The sequence below is a fragment of the Limnohabitans sp. Bal53 genome (assembly GCF_003063355.1).
Taxonomy (GTDB): domain Bacteria; phylum Pseudomonadota; class Gammaproteobacteria; order Burkholderiales; family Burkholderiaceae_C; genus Limnohabitans_A.
The window spans coordinates 1-17,009 of the sequence record NZ_NESH01000006.1 but is presented as its reverse complement, the minus strand read 5'-3'; the positions used below and the strand labels follow the sequence as shown (position 1 = coordinate 17,009).

Below are 17,009 nucleotides of genomic sequence, written 5' to 3'. Positions count from 1 at the left end.
TTCAGGCAAGCAAACCCTCAGGCAAGCCCGAGGGTCAAGCCGCTTACTTGGCCGTCGGCATCACGAACTCAGCACCCTTGCCAATCGACTCAGGCCAGCGCTGCATGATCGACTTTTGCTTGGTGTAGAAGCGCACACCCTCTTCGCCATACGCGTGCATGTCGCCAAACAGCGAGCGCTTCCACCCGCCAAAGCCGTGCCAGGCCATGGGCACGGGGATCGGCACGTTGATGCCGACCATGCCCACTTGGATGCGGCGCGAGAACTCGCGGGCCACGTTGCCATCGCGGGTAAAGCAGCTCACACCATTGCCGAATTCGTGGTCGTTGATGATTTGCACGGCGGTGGCGAAGTCGGGCACGCGCACGCAGCTCAAGACCGGGCCAAAGATTTCTTCTTTGTAGATCTTCATGTCGGTGGTGACGTGGTCGAACAGCGTGCCGCCCAACCAAAAACCTTGCTCGCAACCGGCACCCGCCTTGGCGCCGTCAAATTCGCGGCCGTCGATCAAGAGCTTGGCGCCTTCGGCCACGCCCGCGTCGATGTAGCCCTTGATGCGTTGACGCGCCGCGTCGGTCACGATGGGGCCCATTTCAGCCGCGAGGTTTTCACCGTTGAGGACCTTCAAGGTCTTGGTGCGCTCGATCAATTTCGGGATGATTTTGTCGGCCACATCGCCCACCAGCACGGCCACCGAGATCGCCATGCAGCGCTCGCCGGCCGAGCCGTAACCCGCACCAATCAAAGCGTCCACGGTCTGGTCGATGTCGGCGTCGGGCATGACGACCAAGTGATTTTTCGCGCCGCCCAGGGCCTGCACGCGCTTGCCGTGGTGGGCGCCCGTTTCGTAGATGTAGTTGGCAATCGGGGTGGAGCCGACAAAGCTGATGGCTTTGACGTCCGGGTGTTCCAGCAGCGCGTCCACGGCTTCTTTGTCGCCCTGCACCACGTTGAACACGCCATCGGGCAGACCGGCCTTTTTGAGCAATTCGGCGATGAACAGCGACGGCGTCGGGTCGGTCGGGCTGGGCTTCAAGATGAAGGTGTTGCCGGCCGCGATGGCCACCGGGAACATCCACATGGGCACCATGACGGGGAAGTTGAAGGGCGTGATGCCCGCGACCACGCCCAGCGGCTGGCGCAGCGTCCAGTTGTCGATGCCGGTGGAGACCTGGTCGGTGAAGTCGCCCTTGAGCAGTTGCGGAATGCCGGTGGCGAATTCCACGATGTCGATGCCACGGCTGACTTCGCCTTGGGCGTCGGTGAACACCTTGCCGTGCTCGGCGGTGATCATGTGGGCCAGCTCGTCTTTGTGGGTGTTCAGCAGTTCGAGGAACTTGAACATCACGCGGGCGCGGCGCAGCGGCGGTGTGTCGGACCAGGCGGGGAAAGCGGCTTGCGCGGCGGCCACGGCCTTGTCCACTTCGGCTCTGTTGGCCAAAGCCACGTTGCCGGTGACGGCGCCGGTGGCGGGGTTGGTGACCGGTTGGCTGCGGCCCGAAGCGCCTGCGGCGACTTGGCCGCCAATGTAATGACCGATTTGGGAAATGCTCATGGGGGACTCCTTGTGGCTTGTGCCGGTTGCTTGTCGATGTGTCTCTTGTAGGAGCCCGCCCTGTGGGCGATTGCCCCATGGTCAGCTGACCAAAAAATCGCCCAAAGGGTGGGCCCCTACATTTCGCCTTGCAGTGTAGGCACCCACATTCCCCCCTGCAATACCGCAAATCTGAATTGATTGTTCAAAATAGTGAACAATGTGCAGATGGAAGAGCAAAAAATCAACGCCTTGTGGACACACCTGCATTGGCTGAGCGTACTGGCCCAGCAGGGCAGCTACACGGCAGCGGCCGCCCGTTTGGGCGTGAGCAAGGCCGCTATGAGTCAGCGCATCGCTGAGCTCGAGCGTGCGGCCAAGGTCACCCTGGTGCAGCGCACCACCCGCAGCCTGCGCCTGACCGAGGCAGGCCAAAGGCTGGTGGATGACACCCGCGCTTCATTCGAGCAGATCGCGCAAAGCTTTGCCCAGGTACGCGACTTGGCCGAGCAGCCCAGCGGCTTGCTGCGCGTGACCGCGCCCGTGGCGCTGGCCAGGCAGCAACTCGTGCCTTTGTTCGCCGCTTTTTTGAAAGATTTTCCGGACGTTCGCATCGAGCTGGACCTGTCTGACCGCCTGAGCGCTCTGGCCACAGAAGGGTATGACTTGGCCATACGCCACACCGCCCGCCCGCCGGACACGCATGTGGCTTGGGCGCTGTGCGCGACCGAATCGGTGCTCGTGGCCACCCGCGCTTACATCGGTCAATTTGGCGAACCGCAAAACCCGGTCGACCTGCAAACCCACAACTGCCTGCACTACCCCCGCTCTCAAGACACCCCGGCCTGGACCTTTGAGCCGCGTCAACCTTCAGGCGAGGGCGATCGCATCACGGTACCCGTGGGTGGCCGCTTTGCCGCCAACAACAGCGAAGCCTTGCGCGAAGCGGCCCTGACCGGCGCAGGCATCGCACTTTTGCCTGACTTCAGCGCCCAAGCCGAGTTGCGCAAAGGCCAGTTGGTGCGCGTGCTGCCGGGTTGGAAACCTGTGGGGGCCTTTGCCGAAACCATTTACGCCATTCGCCCTTATGCGCCGCATGTGCCCCGGGCCGTGGCGGCGCTGGTGGGTCACTTGAAGAAGGGGCTTGAGGGCGGGTTTGGGGTGTGATTTCCGGCCACCGATGAGACTTTGCACCGCTGTTTAATTGCCGCCAAGGTGAACTCAATCGGGTTCGGTTTGAAGCCAGGCAGGAATATCTCGTTGACCGTGCAACACCCGCCAAACATCGATGTGGTCTGATTTTTCGGTGTAAAAAACACAATATGGGTAGCGGGTCAGTGGCCAAAACCGTAGACCCGGCAGGTTCAATTCGTGGGCATACCTTGGAGATCCCGTGGCGGGGTGCCGACCGATGTGGGCATAGGCTTTTTCCAGCGCATCAATCAAACCGAGAGCCGCAGAAGGCGCACCCTCGCCTAAATAATAGGCAACAGCTTGCTCAACATCCCGAAGGGCCAATTCGCGTGGGGTGACTGGCTTTGTTTTCACCGGGGTGAGTGGGTCCGGGCGGCTTGGTGAACCTGCTCACGCAAGCCGTCAAAGTAAGTCGCATCGACGGGAGCCGTAGGTGCGGAACTGGCACCGTTCATCAGCAGTTCACGTAATTGCAGGCGATCTTGGTCCTTGCGTATCAACTCACGTACGTACTCGCTGCTGGTGCCGTAACCGCGCTGGCTAACTTGCACATCCACGAAGGTCTTCAAGGTCTCGGGCAGGGAAATGTTCATGGTGCTCATCTGCTCAGGATAGTGGGTTTGGCAAAATTTGGCAAGATGAGTTGGGTTGAAAGCGCTTAACCCGTTACGTGGGTGTTGCAATTTTTTCAAGAACTTTTTCTCATACCCGACTTGCATATTTTTTATCAGAAGCGAGTCTGCGATGGCGGTTCCTGCACGGGTGCTTTTTAATTTGGCGGACAGTTGATTTTCTTCGAAGGGCGTCACGAGCTCTGAGAGCCTGCCACCAGCAGCGGTTGCTGCTTCCCTCAAAGGCCATGGAGAAATTCAGAGACATGAGGATTTAATGAGTTATAAAGACCTATTTTATTTTGTGATCAAAGGATGTTTTCCATGAAATCCTGGTTCAAAGACAACCGCAGCTTCATCTTGTTCATGTGCTGTTTCGGCGTTTTCCGCTTGGCCGTGGCCGACTGGAACCCGATCCCGTCGGGCTCCATGCGCCCGACTTTGCTCGAAGGCGATGTGGTGCTGGTCAACCGACTGGCCTACGATGTCAAGTTGCCTTTGACCGATGTGGTGGTAGCGCCGCTGGCTGAGCCGCAGCGTGGGGATGTGGTCACGTTCATCTCGCCCAAAGATGGCGTGCGCATGATCAAGCGGTTGGTGGCGGTGCCCGGTGATGTGGTGGAAATGCGTGACGAAGTGCTGTACCTCAATGGTGTCGCGTCTAAATACCTTGTCCCAGTGGCCGTGACCGAGCCACTGGGCGGCGGGTTGACCACTCCCGCCATTCAGGCCCGCGAGCGAGTTGCTGGGCATGAACGTTCCGTGCAGGTCTTGCCTGAACTGAATGCGTTGCGTAGTTTTGGCCCGGTGCAGGTGCCGCAGGGACAGTATTTCTTTTTGGGCGACAACCGTGACAACAGCGCCGACTCTCGCTTCATCGGCATGGTGCCGCGCTACTTGCTGATCGGACGCGCACACCGGGTGCTGGTGTCGGCCAATATCTTGGGCAATTGGTTGCCGCGCTGGAACCGCACGCTGGAAGTGATCGAATGATGCAGATTCGTCATGCAGTGCCTGAAGACGCAAGGGCGGTCGCTGAAATCCATGTTGATGCTTGGCGAGCCGCTTATGCGGACATCCTGCCTGAAGCGTTTCTGGCTTCCTTGACGGTGTCATCACGCCAGGCATTCTGGGGTCGGTTTCTGGCAGACAAACAAGGTGATTTGCATGTGGCCATGGAAGGCGACTGCATGTTTGGCTGGATCAATACCGGGCCCTGCCGGGACGAGGGTTTGGCGAGAGACGAAGCCGAAATTTGGGCTTTTTATGTGTCGCCCGTTGTCTGGTCCAAGGGCGTGGGTCGGCAACTTTGGGTGTCAGCCCGGAATCGTTTGATCGAACAAGGCTATCGGCAGTGTCATTTATGGGTGCTGGCGCAAAACGCGCGAGCGATCCGTTTTTATCAAGCAGTCGGGTTTGACCGGGACGAATTCACTGCAAAAACATTTGAGCTGGGTGGATCGATGGTTGAAGAAATTCGCTATTCCTGCCGTTTAGCGGTTTAGGCACTTACGGCGCAGCACTCAAAGAGTGTCGTCTTTGTTCTGAAAGAACGACAGGCTTGCTTCCTTTCAAATCCCCCTCGCCAGCACCGGAAACAGCTTGGTCAGCCCGTCGGCCATCACCTCGACCGCGAGCGCGGCCAAAATTAAACCCATCAGCCGGGTCATGACGTTGATGCCGGTTTTTCCCAAAATGCGTGCAATCGGTGTGGCCAACGAAAAGCACAGGCCTGTGGCCAGCGCAATGACCACGCCGTAGCCGACCAGGGTGCCGAGTTGGGCGAAGTTCTTGGCTTTTTCCGCGTAAATCACCACGGTGGACATGGTGGCCGGACCCGTCAGCAGGGGGATGGTCAGCGGCACCACGGCGATGCTGGCGCCCATGGCGGCTTTGGCTTCAGCGTCATGCACTTCGTCGGCACTGGCGCGGGCTTCAGCGGGTTGGGCATTCAGCATCGACAGTGCGGCGGTCAAGAGCAGCATGCCGCCGCCGACCTGAAAGCTGGCCAGCGAGATGCCAAAAAACTCTAGGATCTGCAAGCCCAGCAAGGCGCTGGCGGCGATCACCACGAAGGCCGAAAAGGACGACACCCAAATCGTTTTTTTGCGCTGGGCCGGGCTGAAGCCCTGCGTGTAGTGGATGAAAAAAGGGACGATGGCCAAAGGATTGACGATGGCCAGCAGGGTGATGAGCGGTTTGAAGTCCATCACCCTATTGTGCCCCTTCAGGTCGCTTTCAGGCCGCAGGCGTGCGCCTTCTGAACATGCCCCAGCCTTCCATGTGCAGCACTTTGTCACCGTGCTGATTGAACATTTCCCACAGGTTGCGTGTCATGCCCACATCCGGGCGCTTGCCCATGGGTTTGGTCTCGAGCATGGTGCTTTGCAGGCGCAAGGTGTCGCCCGGATAAACCGGTTTGAGCCATTTGATGTTTTCCAAACCCGGCGAGCCGAGGCTGGAGGTTTCGCACAGGAAGTTGGTCACCATCAGGCGCATGGCCATGGAGCAGGTGTGCCAGCCACTGGCCGAAAGGGCGCCAAACACCGAGGCCTTGGCCGCCTCGTCGTTCAGGTGAAAGGGCTGCGGGTCAAACTGTGTGGCGAAGGCGATGATTTCTTCGCGGGTGGGTGTGATGGTGCCCAGGTCACGCACTTCGCCGGGGGCAAAGTCTTCCCAGTAGTACTTGAATTCAGCCATCAACGGCCTCCCGAAATGTCGATAAAACTCATGGTGGTGTAGCTGGCGCTGTCGGACAACAGCCAAACAATGCCCTGGGCCACCTCCTCGGCGGTGCCGCCGCGCTGGGCAGGCACCAAGTGCTGCAGCTCTTTGACGCGGTTGGGCAAGCCGCCCGAGGCGTGGATCTCGGTCTCGATCAGGCCCGGGCGTACGGCGTTCACGCGGATGCCTTCGGCAGCCACTTCTTTGGCCAAGCCGATGGTGAAAGCGTCAATCGCCCCTTTGGCGGCGGCGTAGTCCACATACTGGCCGGGCGAGCCCAAGCGTGATGCGGCACTTGAAACGTTGACGATGCTGCCGCCTTCGCCACCGTGCTGCGTGCTCATGCGGCGAACGGCTTCACGGGCGCAGATCATGCTGCCGATCACGTTGATGTCGAACATGCGTTTCCAGCGGGCCACACTCATCTGGTCCACGCGGGCAGTCACGTCAACCACGCCTGCGTTGTTGACCAACCCGCTCAGGCGGCCGAATTTGGCGTCGATGTGGCTGAACATGCGCAGCACCTGCGCTTCATCGGCCACATCGGCTTGCACCGACATGGCTTGGCCACCCGCGGCGCGGATCTGGCGCACCACTTCGTCGGCCGCCAACGAGTTGGCGGTGTAGTTCACCGCCACCGACCAGCCATTTTGGGCGGCCAACAGGGCGGTAGCGGCCCCAATGCCTCGGCTGCCGCCGGTCACCAACAAGACCTTGTTCATCGCGTGTCTCCTGCAAAAATGGTCGCTTGCGGTTACAACCGCAGCTCAAAGATTACACAACACACCAGGAGACAGCATGGGTCGCACAGTGGACTATTACTTCGCCCCGCAAAGCCCTTGGGCTTATTTGGGCCACCAGCGCTTGGCCGACATCGTGCAGCGCACTGGCGCTGCGGTGCGTGTCATGCCCATCGACTTGGGTGGCAAGGTGTTCCCCATTTCGGGGGGCTTGCCTCTCGGCCAGCGGGCGCCGCAGCGGCAGGCTTACCGCTTGGTGGAGTTGCAGCGTTTCAGCCAACACCTGAATGTGCCCCTGACCCTCAAGCCCAAGTACTTCCCCGTTGGGGGTGACGACTCGGCCCGTCTGATCATTGCGGCCGATCTGGCCCAAGGTGCTCAGGCGGCCATGAAGATCGCGGGTGCGATTTTGGCGGCTTGCTGGGCGCAAGAGCGCAACATGGCCGATGACAAGGTGCTGGCTGAGCTGCTGAGCGAGCAGGACTTGCCGGCTTCGCTGATGGAGGCATCTCGCACCCAGGCGGTGCAAGAGCGTTATGAGACCTGTACCCAGGCGGCCATTGATGCAGGGGTGTTTGGAGCGCCCAGCTATGTGGTCGATGGCGAGATTTTTTGGGGCCAGGACCGACTTGACTTTGTCGAGCGTGCGCTGGTCGGTTGAACACATTTGAACCTGAAAGACCAAAACATGGGAACGATGATTGAACTCCAAAGCGCTGACGGCACAGCAGTGCCCGCCTACGAAGCCCACCCTGCAGGCACCCCCAAAGGGGCCGTGGTGGTGATTCAGGAGATTTTTGGCGTCAACAGCCACATTCGCGCCGTGGCCGATGGCTACGCCGCCGACGGTTATCTGGCGGTGGCCCCGGCCGCATTCCACCGGGTCAAGCCAGGGGTCGAGCTGGGTTACACCGATACCGACATGGGTGAGGGTTTTGGCTACAAAACGGCCGTAGAGGCCTTGCCTGCACCCGGTGTGATGCAGGACATTCAAGCGGCCATTGACCATGCCGCCCAAGCCTCAGGCGGCAAGGTGGGCATTGTGGGTTATTGCTGGGGCGGCTTGCTGACCTGGCGTGCGGCTTGCACGCTGTCCGGTTTGAGTGCAGCAGCGCCTTATTACGGTGGCGGTGTCACCACAGAAGCCGAAATCGCCCGCCAACCTCGGGTGCCGGTCATGGCGCACTTTGCCGACGAGGACAAGTGGATTCCTTTGGACACGGTCGAGATTCTCAAAAAAGCCCATCCTGCGGTTCAGGTGTTCACCTATGCCGCGCACCACGGCTTCAACTGCGACCAGCGCGGTTCATGGCATGCACCCTCAGCCCAGCAGGCACGGGAACACACGCTGGCGTTTTTCAAGCAGCACGTGGGCTGATCTGGCCGATCAATCGCCCGTGTATTTTTATGGATGGGCGGCGATCCAGCGTGCGGCGTCGCGTGCAAAGTAAGTCAGCACGCCATCGGCGCCAGCCCGTTTGAAGGCCAGCAAGCTTTCCATCATGACCAGGTCGTGGTCCAGCCAGCCGTTTTGTGCTGCTGCTTTCAGCATGGCGTATTCGCCCGAGACTTGGTAGGCAAAGGTGGGTACCTTGAACTCGTCTTTGACCCGGCGCACGATGTCCAGATACGGCATGCCGGGCTTGACCATGACCATGTCCGCGCCTTCGGCCAGGTCCATGGCGACTTCGCGCAGGGCTTCGTCGGTGTTGCCGGGGTCCATCTGATAGACCTTTTTGTTGCTCTTGCCCAGATTGCCGGCCGAGCCGACCGCGTCGCGGAAAGGGCCGTAAAACGCGCTGGCGTACTTGGCGCTGTAGGCCATGATGCGGGTGTGGATCAAGCCACGCGCTTCGAGGGCTTGGCGGATCGCGCCGATGCGCCCATCCATCATGTCGCTGGGCGCGACCATGTCCACGCCCGCTTCGGCTTGCGTGAGCGCTTGCTGCACCAGCACAGCCGTGGTTTCGTCGTTCAAGATGTAGCCGGTTTCGTCCAGCAGGCCGTCCTGGCCGTGGCTGGTGAAGGGGTCGAGCGCCACATCGGTCATCACGCCCAGTTCGGGGAAGCGCTTTTTCAGCTCACGCACCACGCGCGGCACCAGACCGTTGGGGTTCATGGCTTCGCTGCCTGTGGGGTCCTTCAGGCTGGCGTCGATCACCGGGAACAGTGCCATGACCGGGATGCCCAACTTGACGCAGTCTTCGGCCACCGGCAGCAACAGGTCCAGACTCAGACGTTCCACGCCGGGCATGGAGCCCACGGCCTGGCGCTGGTTTTGCCCGTCCAGCACAAAGACCGGGTAGATCAGGTCGTGTGCTGTAACCCGGTGCTGGCGCACCAGATTGCGGGTGAATTCATCACGGCGCAAGCGGCGTGGGCGGTTGGTGGGGAAGGGGGCGACAGAGTTCATGTGGAAAATTGTGCCTGAAGTCCTCGTGGATGCCAAAAATCGCAAGGTGCACGCAGTCGCTCAGGCGGCATTGCGGGGGACAAGAACGGCATGTCCATATCAAAATGACAAAAACAACATAAAAAACAAACATGACCTTGTTATTGGTTTTGTTATTTGATAAATTCCTTAGCGGGCAGCTTGCTGCCTCCCGCTTTTCCTCCCTGAGCGGGCGCCTTGATGTGTGACAGCAAAAAGGCTTCCTGCCCTCGGCCTCTGGTCGGGGGTTTTTTTTGCCCGGTGAACAGGTCCTTGGCTCGTGCATCTCTGGCTACACTCGACGCATGCTCTGGATCAAAGCCCTTCACATCGTTTTCATCGCCAGCTGGTTCGCTGGCTTGTTTTACTTGCCTCGCATCTATGTCAACCTGGCCATGGTGCCGGCAGACTCGAGCGCCGAGCGCGAGCGCTTGCTGCTGATGGCGCGCAAGCTCTACCGTTTCATGACCATCCTGGCCGTTCCGGCCTTGGCGCTGGGCTTGTGGCTTTGGCTCTACTACGGCATAGGCATGGGCCCTGGCCAAGGCTGGATGCACGCCAAACTGCTGATCGTTGTGGCCTTGTTGGGTTACCACCACAGTTGTGGCGTGATGTTGCGCAAGTTTGAAAAAGGGCAGATGCAGCGCAGCCATGTCTGGTTTCGTTGGTTCAACGAAGCGCCGGTGTTGATGATGTTTGCAGCCGTTGTGTTGGTGGTGGTCAAGCCTTTTTAAGGCCTGACAAGCAAGGCTTATGCGCAAAACAACCGCTTGGCCTTTGTTTTGGCTGTACGCGGTCCTGATCGTCTATGCCAGCCTGTACCCGTTCGACAACTGGCGGTTTCAGGGCCTGGTGTCCTGGTCATTCCTGACGGCACCCTGGCCACGTTATTGGACCGGGTTTGACGTGTTTTCCAATGTGCTGGGCTATGCCCCCTTGGGCTTTTTGCTGGCGTTGGCCGTGCACCGCAGCCGCCTGCACTGGCCAGCCATCACCTTGGCGGCTTTGGTGGCCGCAGTCTTGTCCTTGGTGATGGAGTCGCTGCAGATGTTCTTGCCGGTGCGGGTGCCTTCCAACCTCGATTGGGTGCTGAACGTGGGCGGGGCTTGGGCGGGAGCCGTGGTGGCGAGCGGCTTGGCTTGGGCGGGCCTGATCGAGCGATGGAGCCGGTTCAGAGACCGCTGGTTTGAATCCGAGGCCAGTGGCGCGCTGGCCTTGTTGGCCCTGTGGCCCTTGGCCTTGCTGTTTCCGGCCCCCGTGCCCTTTGGCTTGGGCCATGTGTTTGAGCGCGTGGAGACCACCTGGATCGAGTGGTTGCAAGACACGCCCTGGCTGGATTGGTGGCCTGTGCGCACCACTGAATTGCAGCCATTGCTGCCCTTGACCGAGACTTTGTGTGTGGCCGTTGGTTTGTTGTTGCCCTGTTTGCTGGCCTTTGGTGTGGTGCGCCGCAGGCCGCAGCGCTGGGTGGTGGCTGGTTTGTGCCTGGCGGCGGGTTTGTTGGCCAGCGCCCTTTCAGCAGCTTTGACATACGGCCCCGTGCACGCCTGGGGTTGGATCAGTCCCGAGGTGGTCAAGGGCATGGCCTGGGCCTTGGTGGGGGCTGCGCTGCTGTCCTTGTGCCCACCCCGGTTGTGCTGGGTGCTGGCTTTAGCAGCTTTGGTGCTGCAGTTGAGCTTGCTCAACAGCGCCTCGGCCGATGTGTATTTTTCCTTGACGCTACAAACTTGGGAGCAGGGGCGTTTCATCCGTTTTCATGGCCTGATCCAGTGGTTGGGCTGGCTGTGGCCTTATGCCTTGCTGGGGTATCTGGTGCGCCGACTGGCCTGGCCTGGCCTTTCCTGAGCCGGGTGACTTCCTGCCGTGAGTCGGGGGCCTAAAATTGCCAAATGAGCACCGAAACCCCCAATCCTTATTTCAAGCGCCACATCTTTTTTTGCCTGAACGAGCGCAAAAACAACGAAGCATGCTGCGCACAGCACAACGCCCAGGCCGCCTTTGACCACTGCAAAGCCCGTGTGAAAGCACTCGGACTGTCTGGCCCCGGCGAAGTGCGGGTCAACAAAGCGGGCTGCCTGGACCGCTGTGCGGGTGGGCCTGTGGCTGTGGTGTATCCAGAAGGCGTTTGGTACACCTACGTTGACCCAAGCGATATCGACGAGATCGTCGAGTCGCATTTGAAAAATGGCCAGGTGGTGGAGCGTTTGCTGACCCCCGAACACCTGGGGCGCTGATGAACCCCATGACCCGCAAGCTCAGCCTGCAAGGCCAGGTTGGACAGATTGAGGCTTTGCTGGACGAGCCCGTCGAAGGCCCCGTGCAGGGCACAGCCGTGATTGCCCACCCCCACCCCTTGTTTGGCGGCACTTTGCACAACAAAGTGGTGCAAACCCTGGCGCGAGCTTTTGTGCAAAGTGGCTGGCGAGCCGTGCGTTTCAATTTCAGGGGCGTGGGCGCGAGTGAAGGCGCTTACGACGAAGGCCGTGGTGAAGCCGTCGACATGCAGCAAGTCATCACGCAGGTGGCACCCGAGGGGCCGCTGGCGCTGGCCGGGTTTTCCTTTGGTGCTTTTGTCACCAGCCATGTGGTGCAAGCCCTGGGCGATCAACGGCCACCGCAACAACTGGTCTTGGTAGGCACGGCAGCATCGCGTTTTGAGGTGGCTCCGGTGGCCCCCGAGTTGCACGAGCGCTGCCTGGTGCTACACGGCGAGCAGGACGACACGGTGCCACTGGCCAGCGTGATGGACTGGGCCCGACCTCAATCCTTGCCCATCACGGTGATTCCCGGGTGTGAGCACTTCTTTCACGGACAATTGCCCCTGCTCAAATCCTTGGTGATGCGCCACCTGAGCGCCTGACCAGCTGCCCAAGCCTTTCTTTTGTTTGATACACCCAGTGCACCACCCAATTGGGCGCGCACTTGGCAATCCATGACCCGCATCACACACCAGCGCATGAATACTTTTTTGAAATTTTTGATCGGCACTGGGCTGGCCGCCATCACGTGGATCGCCCAGGCCCAGATGCCACAAGCGCCCGAAATGGCGGTGAAAGCCTACTTGCTGATGGATGTGACCGCCAACCAAGTGCTGGCGGTCAAAGAGCCCGACATGGCGGTGGAGCCAGCTTCGCTGACCAAGCTGATGACGGCCTATTTGGTCTTTGACGCTCTGAAAAACCGCAAGATCGACATCAAGCAGACGATGCCGGTGTCCGAGCGCGCCTGGAAGATGCCCGGCTCGCGCATGTTCATCGATCCCAACATGAAGGTGCCCGTTGAGGACTTGATCAAAGGCATGATTGTCCAGTCGGGCAACGACGCGACGGTGGCCTTGGCAGAAGGGGTGGCGGGCAGCGTCGAGCGCTTTGTGCAGTTGATGAACGATCAGGCCAAGTTGTTGGGTATGAACAGCACAGCCTACAAAAACCCTGAAGGTCTCACAGCCCCAGGCCACACCACCACCGCCCGGGATCTGGCGCTGCTTGCCACACGCTTGATGCGCGATTTTCCGGACTATGTGCCTTATTACGCCATCAGGAAATACCGCTACGAAGGCACCCCGGCGGCCAACGACACCAACCGTAACCTGTTGCTGTTTCGCGACACCAGTGTCGATGGCCTCAAAACCGGCCACACCCAGGCTGCTGGCTATTGCCTGGTGGCCTCGGCCAAGCGGGAACTGCCCAATGTGGGTACACGCCGGTTGCTGAGTGTGGTGCTGGGCGCGGAAAGTGAAAATGCCCGCGCCAACGAGAGTCAGAAGCTGCTCAACTGGGGTTATTCGGCCTTTGACGCGGTCAAGCTCTTTGACGCCAACCAGGCGGTGGTCACGCCACTGGTGTGGAAAGGCAAGCAGCCAGTGCTCAAACTCGGCTCGGTACGACCCTTGGTGGTGGCTGTCCCCGCAGGCAGCGCCGCACAACTCAAAACCCAGGTGGTTCGCCCAGACCCTTTGGTCGCACCTTTTACCAAAGGGCAGGCCGTGGGCAGCTTGAAGGTGATGCAGGGCGACAAAGCCTTGTTTGAGGTGCCTTTGCTGGTGCTGGAGCCGGTCGAGCAAGCCGGGGTGTTGGGCCGTGCTTGGGATGCAGTGAGGCTGTGGATCAAGTGATGCGCAGGGGGCGTTGCCTCCCTTCGGAACCACAAAATTGTGGATAACTTGCCACGCGGCCCATCACACGGTTATACTGGCGGGCTTTTCCGCTTTTGGGGCGGGGAAGTTTCTTTTGTCTAAATTCAACGTTTAGGGACGTTACAAACAATGCCAACCATCAATCAATTGGTGCGTCAGGGGCGCGAGGTCGAAACGATCAAGTCCAAAAGCCCTGCGATGCAAAACTCTCCACAGCGTCGTGGTGTCTGCACCCGTGTGTACACCACAACGCCAAAAAAGCCTAACTCCGCTCTGCGTAAAGTTGCCAAAGTGCGCTTGACCAACGGTTTTGAGGTCATCTCCTACATCGGCGGTGAAGGCCACAACCTGCAAGAACACTCGGTGGTTCTGGTGCGCGGTGGTCGTGTCAAAGACTTGCCCGGTGTGCGTTACCACATCGTTCGCGGTTCTTTGGACTTGCAAGGCGTGAAAGACCGCAAGCAGTCTCGCTCCAAGTACGGCGCGAAGAAGCCAAAGGCCAAGTAAACCCTTTTGGGTTGAAATTTTTCGGTGCTGTTTCCCGCGTGGCGCGGTGATGCAGCGAAGTGACCCGAAGCCCGGAATTGTCCAGGTGGGTCGAGTAAGTGAGTTGTTTTGAATAACACTCGCGGTGTCTGAAAAGACGCCAACTGAAGCAATATGAGGTGAAATATGCCACGTCGTCGCGAAGTCCCTAAACGTGAAATCCTGCCGGATCCCAAGTTCGGCAATGTCGAGTTGTCCAAGTTCATGAACGTGATCATGGAAGGCGGCAAAAAAGCGGTTGCTGAGCGCATCATTTACGGTGCCTTGGAAACCATGGAAAAGAAAACAGGCAAAGACCCTGTCGAGCTGTTCTCGATTGCCATCAACAACGTCAAGCCCATGGTGGAAGTCAAATCCCGCCGCGTGGGTGGTGCGAACTACCAGGTGCCTGTTGAAGTGCGCCCTGTTCGCCGCTTGGCCTTGTCGATGCGCTGGATCAAAGAGGCCGCACGCAAGCGCGGTGAAAAGTCCATGGCCCTGCGTTTGGCCAACGAACTGCTCGAGGCCAATGAAGGCCGTGGCGGCGCCATGAAAAAGCGTGACGAAGTTCACCGCATGGCCGAAGCCAACAAGGCGTTCTCGCACTTCCGCTTCTGATTCACACGGGTTTCACACAGAAGCCCGACACTGTCAGAAGCCAGCCCGCTGGCCCCATTTGGGGTGGCGGGCTTTGGTACTTAATCATTGGAGAAATATATGGCTCGCACTACCCCCATCGAGCGCTATCGCAACATTGGTATTTCGGCGCACATCGACGCTGGCAAGACCACAACGACAGAGCGTATTCTTTTTTATACCGGCGTGAACCACAAGATTGGTGAAGTGCACGACGGCGCTGCCACCATGGACTGGATGGAGCAAGAGCAAGAGCGTGGCATCACGATCACCTCTGCGGCCACCACCTGCTTCTGGAAAGGCATGGACGGCTCTTTCGATGACCACCGCATCAACATCATCGACACCCCCGGCCACGTGGACTTCACCATTGAAGTTGAGCGTTCCATGCGCGTGCTCGACGGCGCTTGCATGGTGTACTGCGCTGTGGGTGGCGTGCAGCCCCAGTCTGAAACCGTGTGGCGTCAGGCCAACAAATACAAAGTGCCACGTTTGGCCTTTGTGAACAAGATGGACCGTACCGGTGCCAACTTCTTCAAAGTTGTGGAGCAGATGAAGTTGCGCCTGAAGGCCAACCCTGTGCCAATCGTGATCCCAATCGGCGCTGAAGAAAACTTCACCGGCGTGGTCGATCTGCGCAAGATGAAAGCCATCATCTGGGACGAAGCTTCCCAGGGCATGAAGTTCACCTTCGAAGAGATCCCAGCCGACTTGGTCGAAGTGGCCAAAGAGTGGCGCGAGAAGATGGTTGAAGCCGCTGCTGAAGCCTCTGAAGAGCTGATGAACAAGTACCTTGAAGAAGGCGACTTGACCGAAGAAGAAATCACGCACGGCCTGCGCGTTCGCACCATCAACAGCGAAATCCAGCCCATGTTGTGCGGCACAGCCTTCAAGAACAAAGGCGTGCAGCGTATGCTGGATGCGGTTCTGGAATTGATGCCTTCTCCTTTGGATGTGAAAGCCATCAAGGGCTTCGACGAAGATGAAAAAGAAATCACCCGCAAGGCTGACGACGAAGAAAAATTCTCCGCATTGGCATTCAAGTTGATGACAGACCCCTTTGTGGGCCAGTTGACTTTCGTGCGCGTGTACTCCGGCGTTCTGAAAAAGGGCGACACCGTGTACAACGCCGTGCGCGGCAAGAAAGAGCGTATCGGTCGTATCGTGCAGATGCACGCCAACAACCGTGAAGAAGTCGATGAGATCCGCGCGGGCGACATCGCCGCTTGCGTGGGCTTGAAAGACGTGACCACCGGTGAAACCCTGTGCGATCCCAACGCCGTGATCACCTTGGAGCGCATGGTGTTCCCTGACTCCGTGATCCGTCAGGCTGTGGAACCCAAGTCCAAAGCTGACCAGGAAAAGATGGGCATGGCCCTGTCGCGTTTGGCTGCTGAAGATCCTTCTTTCCGCGTGCAAACCGACGAAGAATCCGGTCAGACCATCATTGGTGGCCAGGGCGAATTGCACCTGGAAATCATCGTTGACCGCATGAAGCGCGAATTCGGTGTGGAAGCCAACGTGGGCAAGCCGCAAGTGGCTTACCGCGAAACCATCCGCAAGACCGTGGACGAAGCCGAAGGCAAGTTCGTGCGTCAGTCCGGTGGTAAGGGTCAGTACGGCCACGTGGTTCTGAAGGTTGAGCCTCAAGAGCCAGGCAAAGGCTTCGAATTCGTTGACGCCATCAAGGGCGGTGTGGTTCCTCGCGAATACATCCCTGCGGTGGAAAAAGGCGTGATCGAAGCTTTGGGTCAAGGCGTGTTGGCGGGTTACCCCGTTGTGGACGTGAAGGTCACCCTGCACTTCGGTTCGTACCACGATGTGGACTCGAACGAAATGGCCTTCAAGATGGCCGCCATCTTTGGTTTCAAAGAAGGTTGCCGCAAAGCCCAGCCCGTGATTCTGGAGCCCATGATGGCTGTGGAAGTCGAGACACCAGAAGACTACGCCGGTAACGTGATGGGCGACTTGTCCTCACGCCGTGGCATGGTCCAAGGTATGGACGACATGGTTGGTGGCGGCAAGGCCATCAAGGCCGAAGTGCCATTGTCTGAAATGTTCGGTTACTCGACCACACTGCGCTCGATGTCGCAAGGTCGCGCCACCTACACCATGGAATTCAAGCACTACTCGGAAGCTCCTCGTAACGTGGCGGAAGCCATTGTTGCGGCTCGTGCCAAGTAAACGCCAGTCAGTCATCCTGAGTCATCAGGGTGACTTGTCAGTCATTCAAAAACTGTCTGCGATCAAGTGCCACTCTGTGCCCGTGCGGAGTGATCAAGCAACCTGATGCAAACATAAAACCAACACACGGGCATTGCTCTTTTTAAGGATTGAAAAATGGCTAAGGAAAAATTCGAACGGACCAAACCCCACGTGAACGTGGGCACCATCGGTCACGTTGACCACGGCAAAACCACACTGACTGCTGCCATCACCACCGTGTTGGCTGCCAAGTTCGGCGGTGCTGCCAAAGCGT

General features: G+C 59.0%; 22 protein-coding genes. 15 read left to right on the top strand and 7 right to left on the bottom strand.

The window, feature by feature from the left end; translation table 11 throughout:
• Window positions 1–43: 43 nt before the first annotated feature.
• On the bottom strand, window positions 44–1,555 hold the full coding sequence (locus B9Z50_RS14465) for a CoA-acylating methylmalonate-semialdehyde dehydrogenase (RefSeq protein WP_108365475.1): 1,512 nt from the start codon (window positions 1,553–1,555) through the stop codon (window positions 44–46).
• A 207-nt stretch (window positions 1,556–1,762) separates the two neighbouring features.
• Here B9Z50_RS14465 and B9Z50_RS14460 point away from each other — a divergent pair, with 207 nt between their 5' ends.
• Window positions 1,763–2,701, top strand: a complete 939-nt coding sequence (locus B9Z50_RS14460; RefSeq protein ID WP_108365474.1) for a LysR family transcriptional regulator — start codon at window positions 1,763–1,765, stop codon at window positions 2,699–2,701.
• Between the two features lie 54 nt (window positions 2,702–2,755).
• Here the strand turns inward: B9Z50_RS14460 and B9Z50_RS14455 are convergent, their stop codons facing one another.
• Window positions 2,756–3,082, bottom strand: coding sequence for a type II toxin-antitoxin system RelE/ParE family toxin (locus B9Z50_RS14455; protein WP_108365473.1), 327 nt, complete (start codon window positions 3,080–3,082; stop codon window positions 2,756–2,758).
• Entirely contained in the window at window positions 3,079–3,330 is a 252-nt protein-coding gene (locus tag B9Z50_RS14450; RefSeq protein ID WP_108365671.1) for a type II toxin-antitoxin system ParD family antitoxin, read from the bottom strand. The genes B9Z50_RS14455 and B9Z50_RS14450 overlap by 4 nt, the downstream gene beginning before the upstream one ends.
• A 333-nt stretch (window positions 3,331–3,663) precedes the next feature.
• Between B9Z50_RS14450 and lepB the strand changes: the two genes are divergently transcribed.
• Together lepB and B9Z50_RS14440 are read left to right on the top strand one after the other, a co-directional pair.
• On the top strand, window positions 3,664–4,332 hold the full coding sequence (gene lepB / locus B9Z50_RS14445) for a signal peptidase I (protein WP_108365670.1): 669 nt from the start codon (window positions 3,664–3,666) through the stop codon (window positions 4,330–4,332).
• Window positions 4,329–4,844 (top strand): GNAT family N-acetyltransferase, encoded by a 516-nt coding sequence (locus tag B9Z50_RS14440; protein WP_199221758.1) that lies wholly within the window; start codon window positions 4,329–4,331, stop codon window positions 4,842–4,844. Before lepB ends, B9Z50_RS14440 begins: the two co-directional genes overlap by 4 nt.
• Window positions 4,845–4,910: 66 nt before the next feature.
• Here B9Z50_RS14440 and B9Z50_RS14435 read toward each other — a convergent pair whose 3' ends face one another.
• Genes B9Z50_RS14435 through B9Z50_RS14425 form a run of 3 tightly spaced genes read right to left on the bottom strand, consistent with a single transcriptional unit; the run spans window position 4,911 to window position 6,785 of the window.
• The gene (locus tag B9Z50_RS14435; protein ID WP_108365472.1) at window positions 4,911–5,549 is read right to left on the bottom strand and encodes a MarC family protein; all 639 of its coding nucleotides are present in this window, start codon (window positions 5,547–5,549) and stop codon (window positions 4,911–4,913) included.
• 28 nt (window positions 5,550–5,577) lie between these two features.
• The gene (locus tag B9Z50_RS14430; RefSeq protein WP_108365471.1) at window positions 5,578–6,039 is read right to left on the bottom strand and encodes a MaoC family dehydratase; all 462 of its coding nucleotides are present in this window, start codon (window positions 6,037–6,039) and stop codon (window positions 5,578–5,580) included.
• The gene (locus B9Z50_RS14425; protein WP_108365470.1) at window positions 6,039–6,785 is read right to left on the bottom strand and encodes an SDR family oxidoreductase; all 747 of its coding nucleotides are present in this window, start codon (window positions 6,783–6,785) and stop codon (window positions 6,039–6,041) included. The genes B9Z50_RS14430 and B9Z50_RS14425 overlap by 1 nt, the downstream gene beginning before the upstream one ends.
• 76 nt (window positions 6,786–6,861) lie before the next feature.
• Between B9Z50_RS14425 and B9Z50_RS14420 the strand changes: the two genes are divergently transcribed.
• Window positions 6,862–7,464, top strand: a complete 603-nt coding sequence (locus tag B9Z50_RS14420; RefSeq protein ID WP_108365469.1) for a 2-hydroxychromene-2-carboxylate isomerase — start codon at window positions 6,862–6,864, stop codon at window positions 7,462–7,464.
• A gap of 27 nt (window positions 7,465–7,491) precedes the next feature.
• The gene (locus tag B9Z50_RS14415) at window positions 7,492–8,181 is read left to right on the top strand and encodes a dienelactone hydrolase family protein (RefSeq protein ID WP_108365668.1); all 690 of its coding nucleotides are present in this window, start codon (window positions 7,492–7,494) and stop codon (window positions 8,179–8,181) included.
• Between the two features lie 27 nt (window positions 8,182–8,208).
• Here the strand turns inward: B9Z50_RS14415 and hemB are convergent, their stop codons facing one another.
• Window positions 8,209–9,216: a porphobilinogen synthase gene (gene hemB, locus B9Z50_RS14410; RefSeq protein ID WP_108365468.1), complete on the bottom strand. Its 1,008-nt coding sequence runs from the start codon at window positions 9,214–9,216 to the stop codon at window positions 8,209–8,211.
• Between hemB and B9Z50_RS17635 the strand changes: the two genes are divergently transcribed.
• From B9Z50_RS17635 to B9Z50_RS14365, 10 genes are all read left to right on the top strand, one after another.
• Window positions 9,215–9,376 (top strand): hypothetical protein, encoded by a 162-nt coding sequence (locus tag B9Z50_RS17635; RefSeq protein ID WP_158270689.1) that lies wholly within the window; start codon window positions 9,215–9,217, stop codon window positions 9,374–9,376. The two genes, hemB and B9Z50_RS17635, sit on opposite strands and share 2 nt — an antisense overlap.
• Before the next feature lie 163 nt (window positions 9,377–9,539).
• Window positions 9,540–9,968 (top strand): CopD family protein, encoded by a 429-nt coding sequence (locus tag B9Z50_RS14405; protein ID WP_108365467.1) that lies wholly within the window; start codon window positions 9,540–9,542, stop codon window positions 9,966–9,968.
• A 19-nt stretch (window positions 9,969–9,987) separates the two neighbouring features.
• On the top strand, window positions 9,988–11,079 hold the full coding sequence (locus tag B9Z50_RS14400) for a VanZ family protein (RefSeq protein WP_108365466.1): 1,092 nt from the start codon (window positions 9,988–9,990) through the stop codon (window positions 11,077–11,079).
• 44 nt (window positions 11,080–11,123) lie between these two features.
• Window positions 11,124–11,468, top strand: a complete 345-nt coding sequence (locus tag B9Z50_RS14395; protein ID WP_108365465.1) for a ferredoxin — start codon at window positions 11,124–11,126, stop codon at window positions 11,466–11,468.
• Complete coding sequence (locus B9Z50_RS14390; protein WP_108365464.1) at window positions 11,468–12,094, top strand: alpha/beta hydrolase; 627 nt, start codon at window positions 11,468–11,470, stop codon at window positions 12,092–12,094. The genes B9Z50_RS14395 and B9Z50_RS14390 overlap by 1 nt, the downstream gene beginning before the upstream one ends.
• A gap of 96 nt (window positions 12,095–12,190) precedes the next feature.
• A complete protein-coding gene (locus B9Z50_RS14385; RefSeq protein WP_108365667.1) occupies window positions 12,191–13,348 on the top strand; it encodes a D-alanyl-D-alanine carboxypeptidase family protein in 1,158 nt (385 codons plus the stop codon).
• Between the two features lie 150 nt (window positions 13,349–13,498).
• Entirely contained in the window at window positions 13,499–13,876 is a 378-nt protein-coding gene (gene rpsL / locus B9Z50_RS14380) for a 30S ribosomal protein S12 (protein ID WP_011466063.1), read from the top strand.
• Window positions 13,877–14,041: 165 nt separating this feature from the next.
• Window positions 14,042–14,512: a 30S ribosomal protein S7 gene (gene rpsG / locus B9Z50_RS14375; protein WP_062406807.1), complete on the top strand. Its 471-nt coding sequence runs from the start codon at window positions 14,042–14,044 to the stop codon at window positions 14,510–14,512.
• A gap of 99 nt (window positions 14,513–14,611) precedes the next feature.
• Window positions 14,612–16,714: an elongation factor G gene (gene fusA / locus B9Z50_RS14370; protein WP_108365463.1), complete on the top strand. Its 2,103-nt coding sequence runs from the start codon at window positions 14,612–14,614 to the stop codon at window positions 16,712–16,714.
• 156 nt (window positions 16,715–16,870) lie between these two features.
• On the top strand, window positions 16,871–17,009 hold a 139-nt coding region (locus tag B9Z50_RS14365), incomplete at its 3' end, for a GTP-binding protein (RefSeq protein WP_233200730.1).

Bases quoted from the DNA above. Each gene is read 5' to 3' on its own strand.
- B9Z50_RS14385 (WP_108365667.1), top strand. From the start codon at position 12,191: ATGAATACTTTTTTGAAATTTTTGATCGGCACTGGGCTGGCCGCCATC.
- rpsL (WP_011466063.1), top strand. From the start codon at position 13,499: ATGCCAACCATCAATCAATTGGTGCGTCAGGGGCGCGAGGTCGAAACG.
- B9Z50_RS14460 (WP_108365474.1), top strand. From the start codon at position 1,763: ATGGAAGAGCAAAAAATCAACGCCTTGTGGACACACCTGCATTGGCTG.
- B9Z50_RS14415 (WP_108365668.1), top strand. From the start codon at position 7,492: ATGGGAACGATGATTGAACTCCAAAGCGCTGACGGCACAGCAGTGCCC.
- B9Z50_RS14400 (WP_108365466.1), top strand. From the start codon at position 9,988: ATGCGCAAAACAACCGCTTGGCCTTTGTTTTGGCTGTACGCGGTCCTG.
- B9Z50_RS14440 (WP_199221758.1), top strand. From the start codon at position 4,329: ATGATGCAGATTCGTCATGCAGTGCCTGAAGACGCAAGGGCGGTCGCT.
- B9Z50_RS14450 (WP_108365671.1), bottom strand. From the start codon at position 3,330: ATGAGCACCATGAACATTTCCCTGCCCGAGACCTTGAAGACCTTCGTG.
- fusA (WP_108365463.1), top strand. From the start codon at position 14,612: ATGGCTCGCACTACCCCCATCGAGCGCTATCGCAACATTGGTATTTCG.
- lepB (WP_108365670.1), top strand. From the start codon at position 3,664: ATGAAATCCTGGTTCAAAGACAACCGCAGCTTCATCTTGTTCATGTGC.
- hemB (WP_108365468.1), bottom strand. From the start codon at position 9,216: ATGAACTCTGTCGCCCCCTTCCCCACCAACCGCCCACGCCGCTTGCGC.
- B9Z50_RS14430 (WP_108365471.1), bottom strand. From the start codon at position 6,039: ATGGCTGAATTCAAGTACTACTGGGAAGACTTTGCCCCCGGCGAAGTG.
- B9Z50_RS14405 (WP_108365467.1), top strand. From the start codon at position 9,540: ATGCTCTGGATCAAAGCCCTTCACATCGTTTTCATCGCCAGCTGGTTC.
- B9Z50_RS14465 (WP_108365475.1), bottom strand. From the start codon at position 1,555: ATGAGCATTTCCCAAATCGGTCATTACATTGGCGGCCAAGTCGCCGCA.
- rpsG (WP_062406807.1), top strand. From the start codon at position 14,042: ATGCCACGTCGTCGCGAAGTCCCTAAACGTGAAATCCTGCCGGATCCC.
- B9Z50_RS14425 (WP_108365470.1), bottom strand. From the start codon at position 6,785: ATGAACAAGGTCTTGTTGGTGACCGGCGGCAGCCGAGGCATTGGGGCC.
- B9Z50_RS14420 (WP_108365469.1), top strand. From the start codon at position 6,862: ATGGGTCGCACAGTGGACTATTACTTCGCCCCGCAAAGCCCTTGGGCT.
- B9Z50_RS14395 (WP_108365465.1), top strand. From the start codon at position 11,124: ATGAGCACCGAAACCCCCAATCCTTATTTCAAGCGCCACATCTTTTTT.
- B9Z50_RS14435 (WP_108365472.1), bottom strand. From the start codon at position 5,549: ATGGACTTCAAACCGCTCATCACCCTGCTGGCCATCGTCAATCCTTTG.
- B9Z50_RS17635 (WP_158270689.1), top strand. From the start codon at position 9,215: ATGTGGAAAATTGTGCCTGAAGTCCTCGTGGATGCCAAAAATCGCAAG.
- B9Z50_RS14390 (WP_108365464.1), top strand. From the start codon at position 11,468: ATGAACCCCATGACCCGCAAGCTCAGCCTGCAAGGCCAGGTTGGACAG.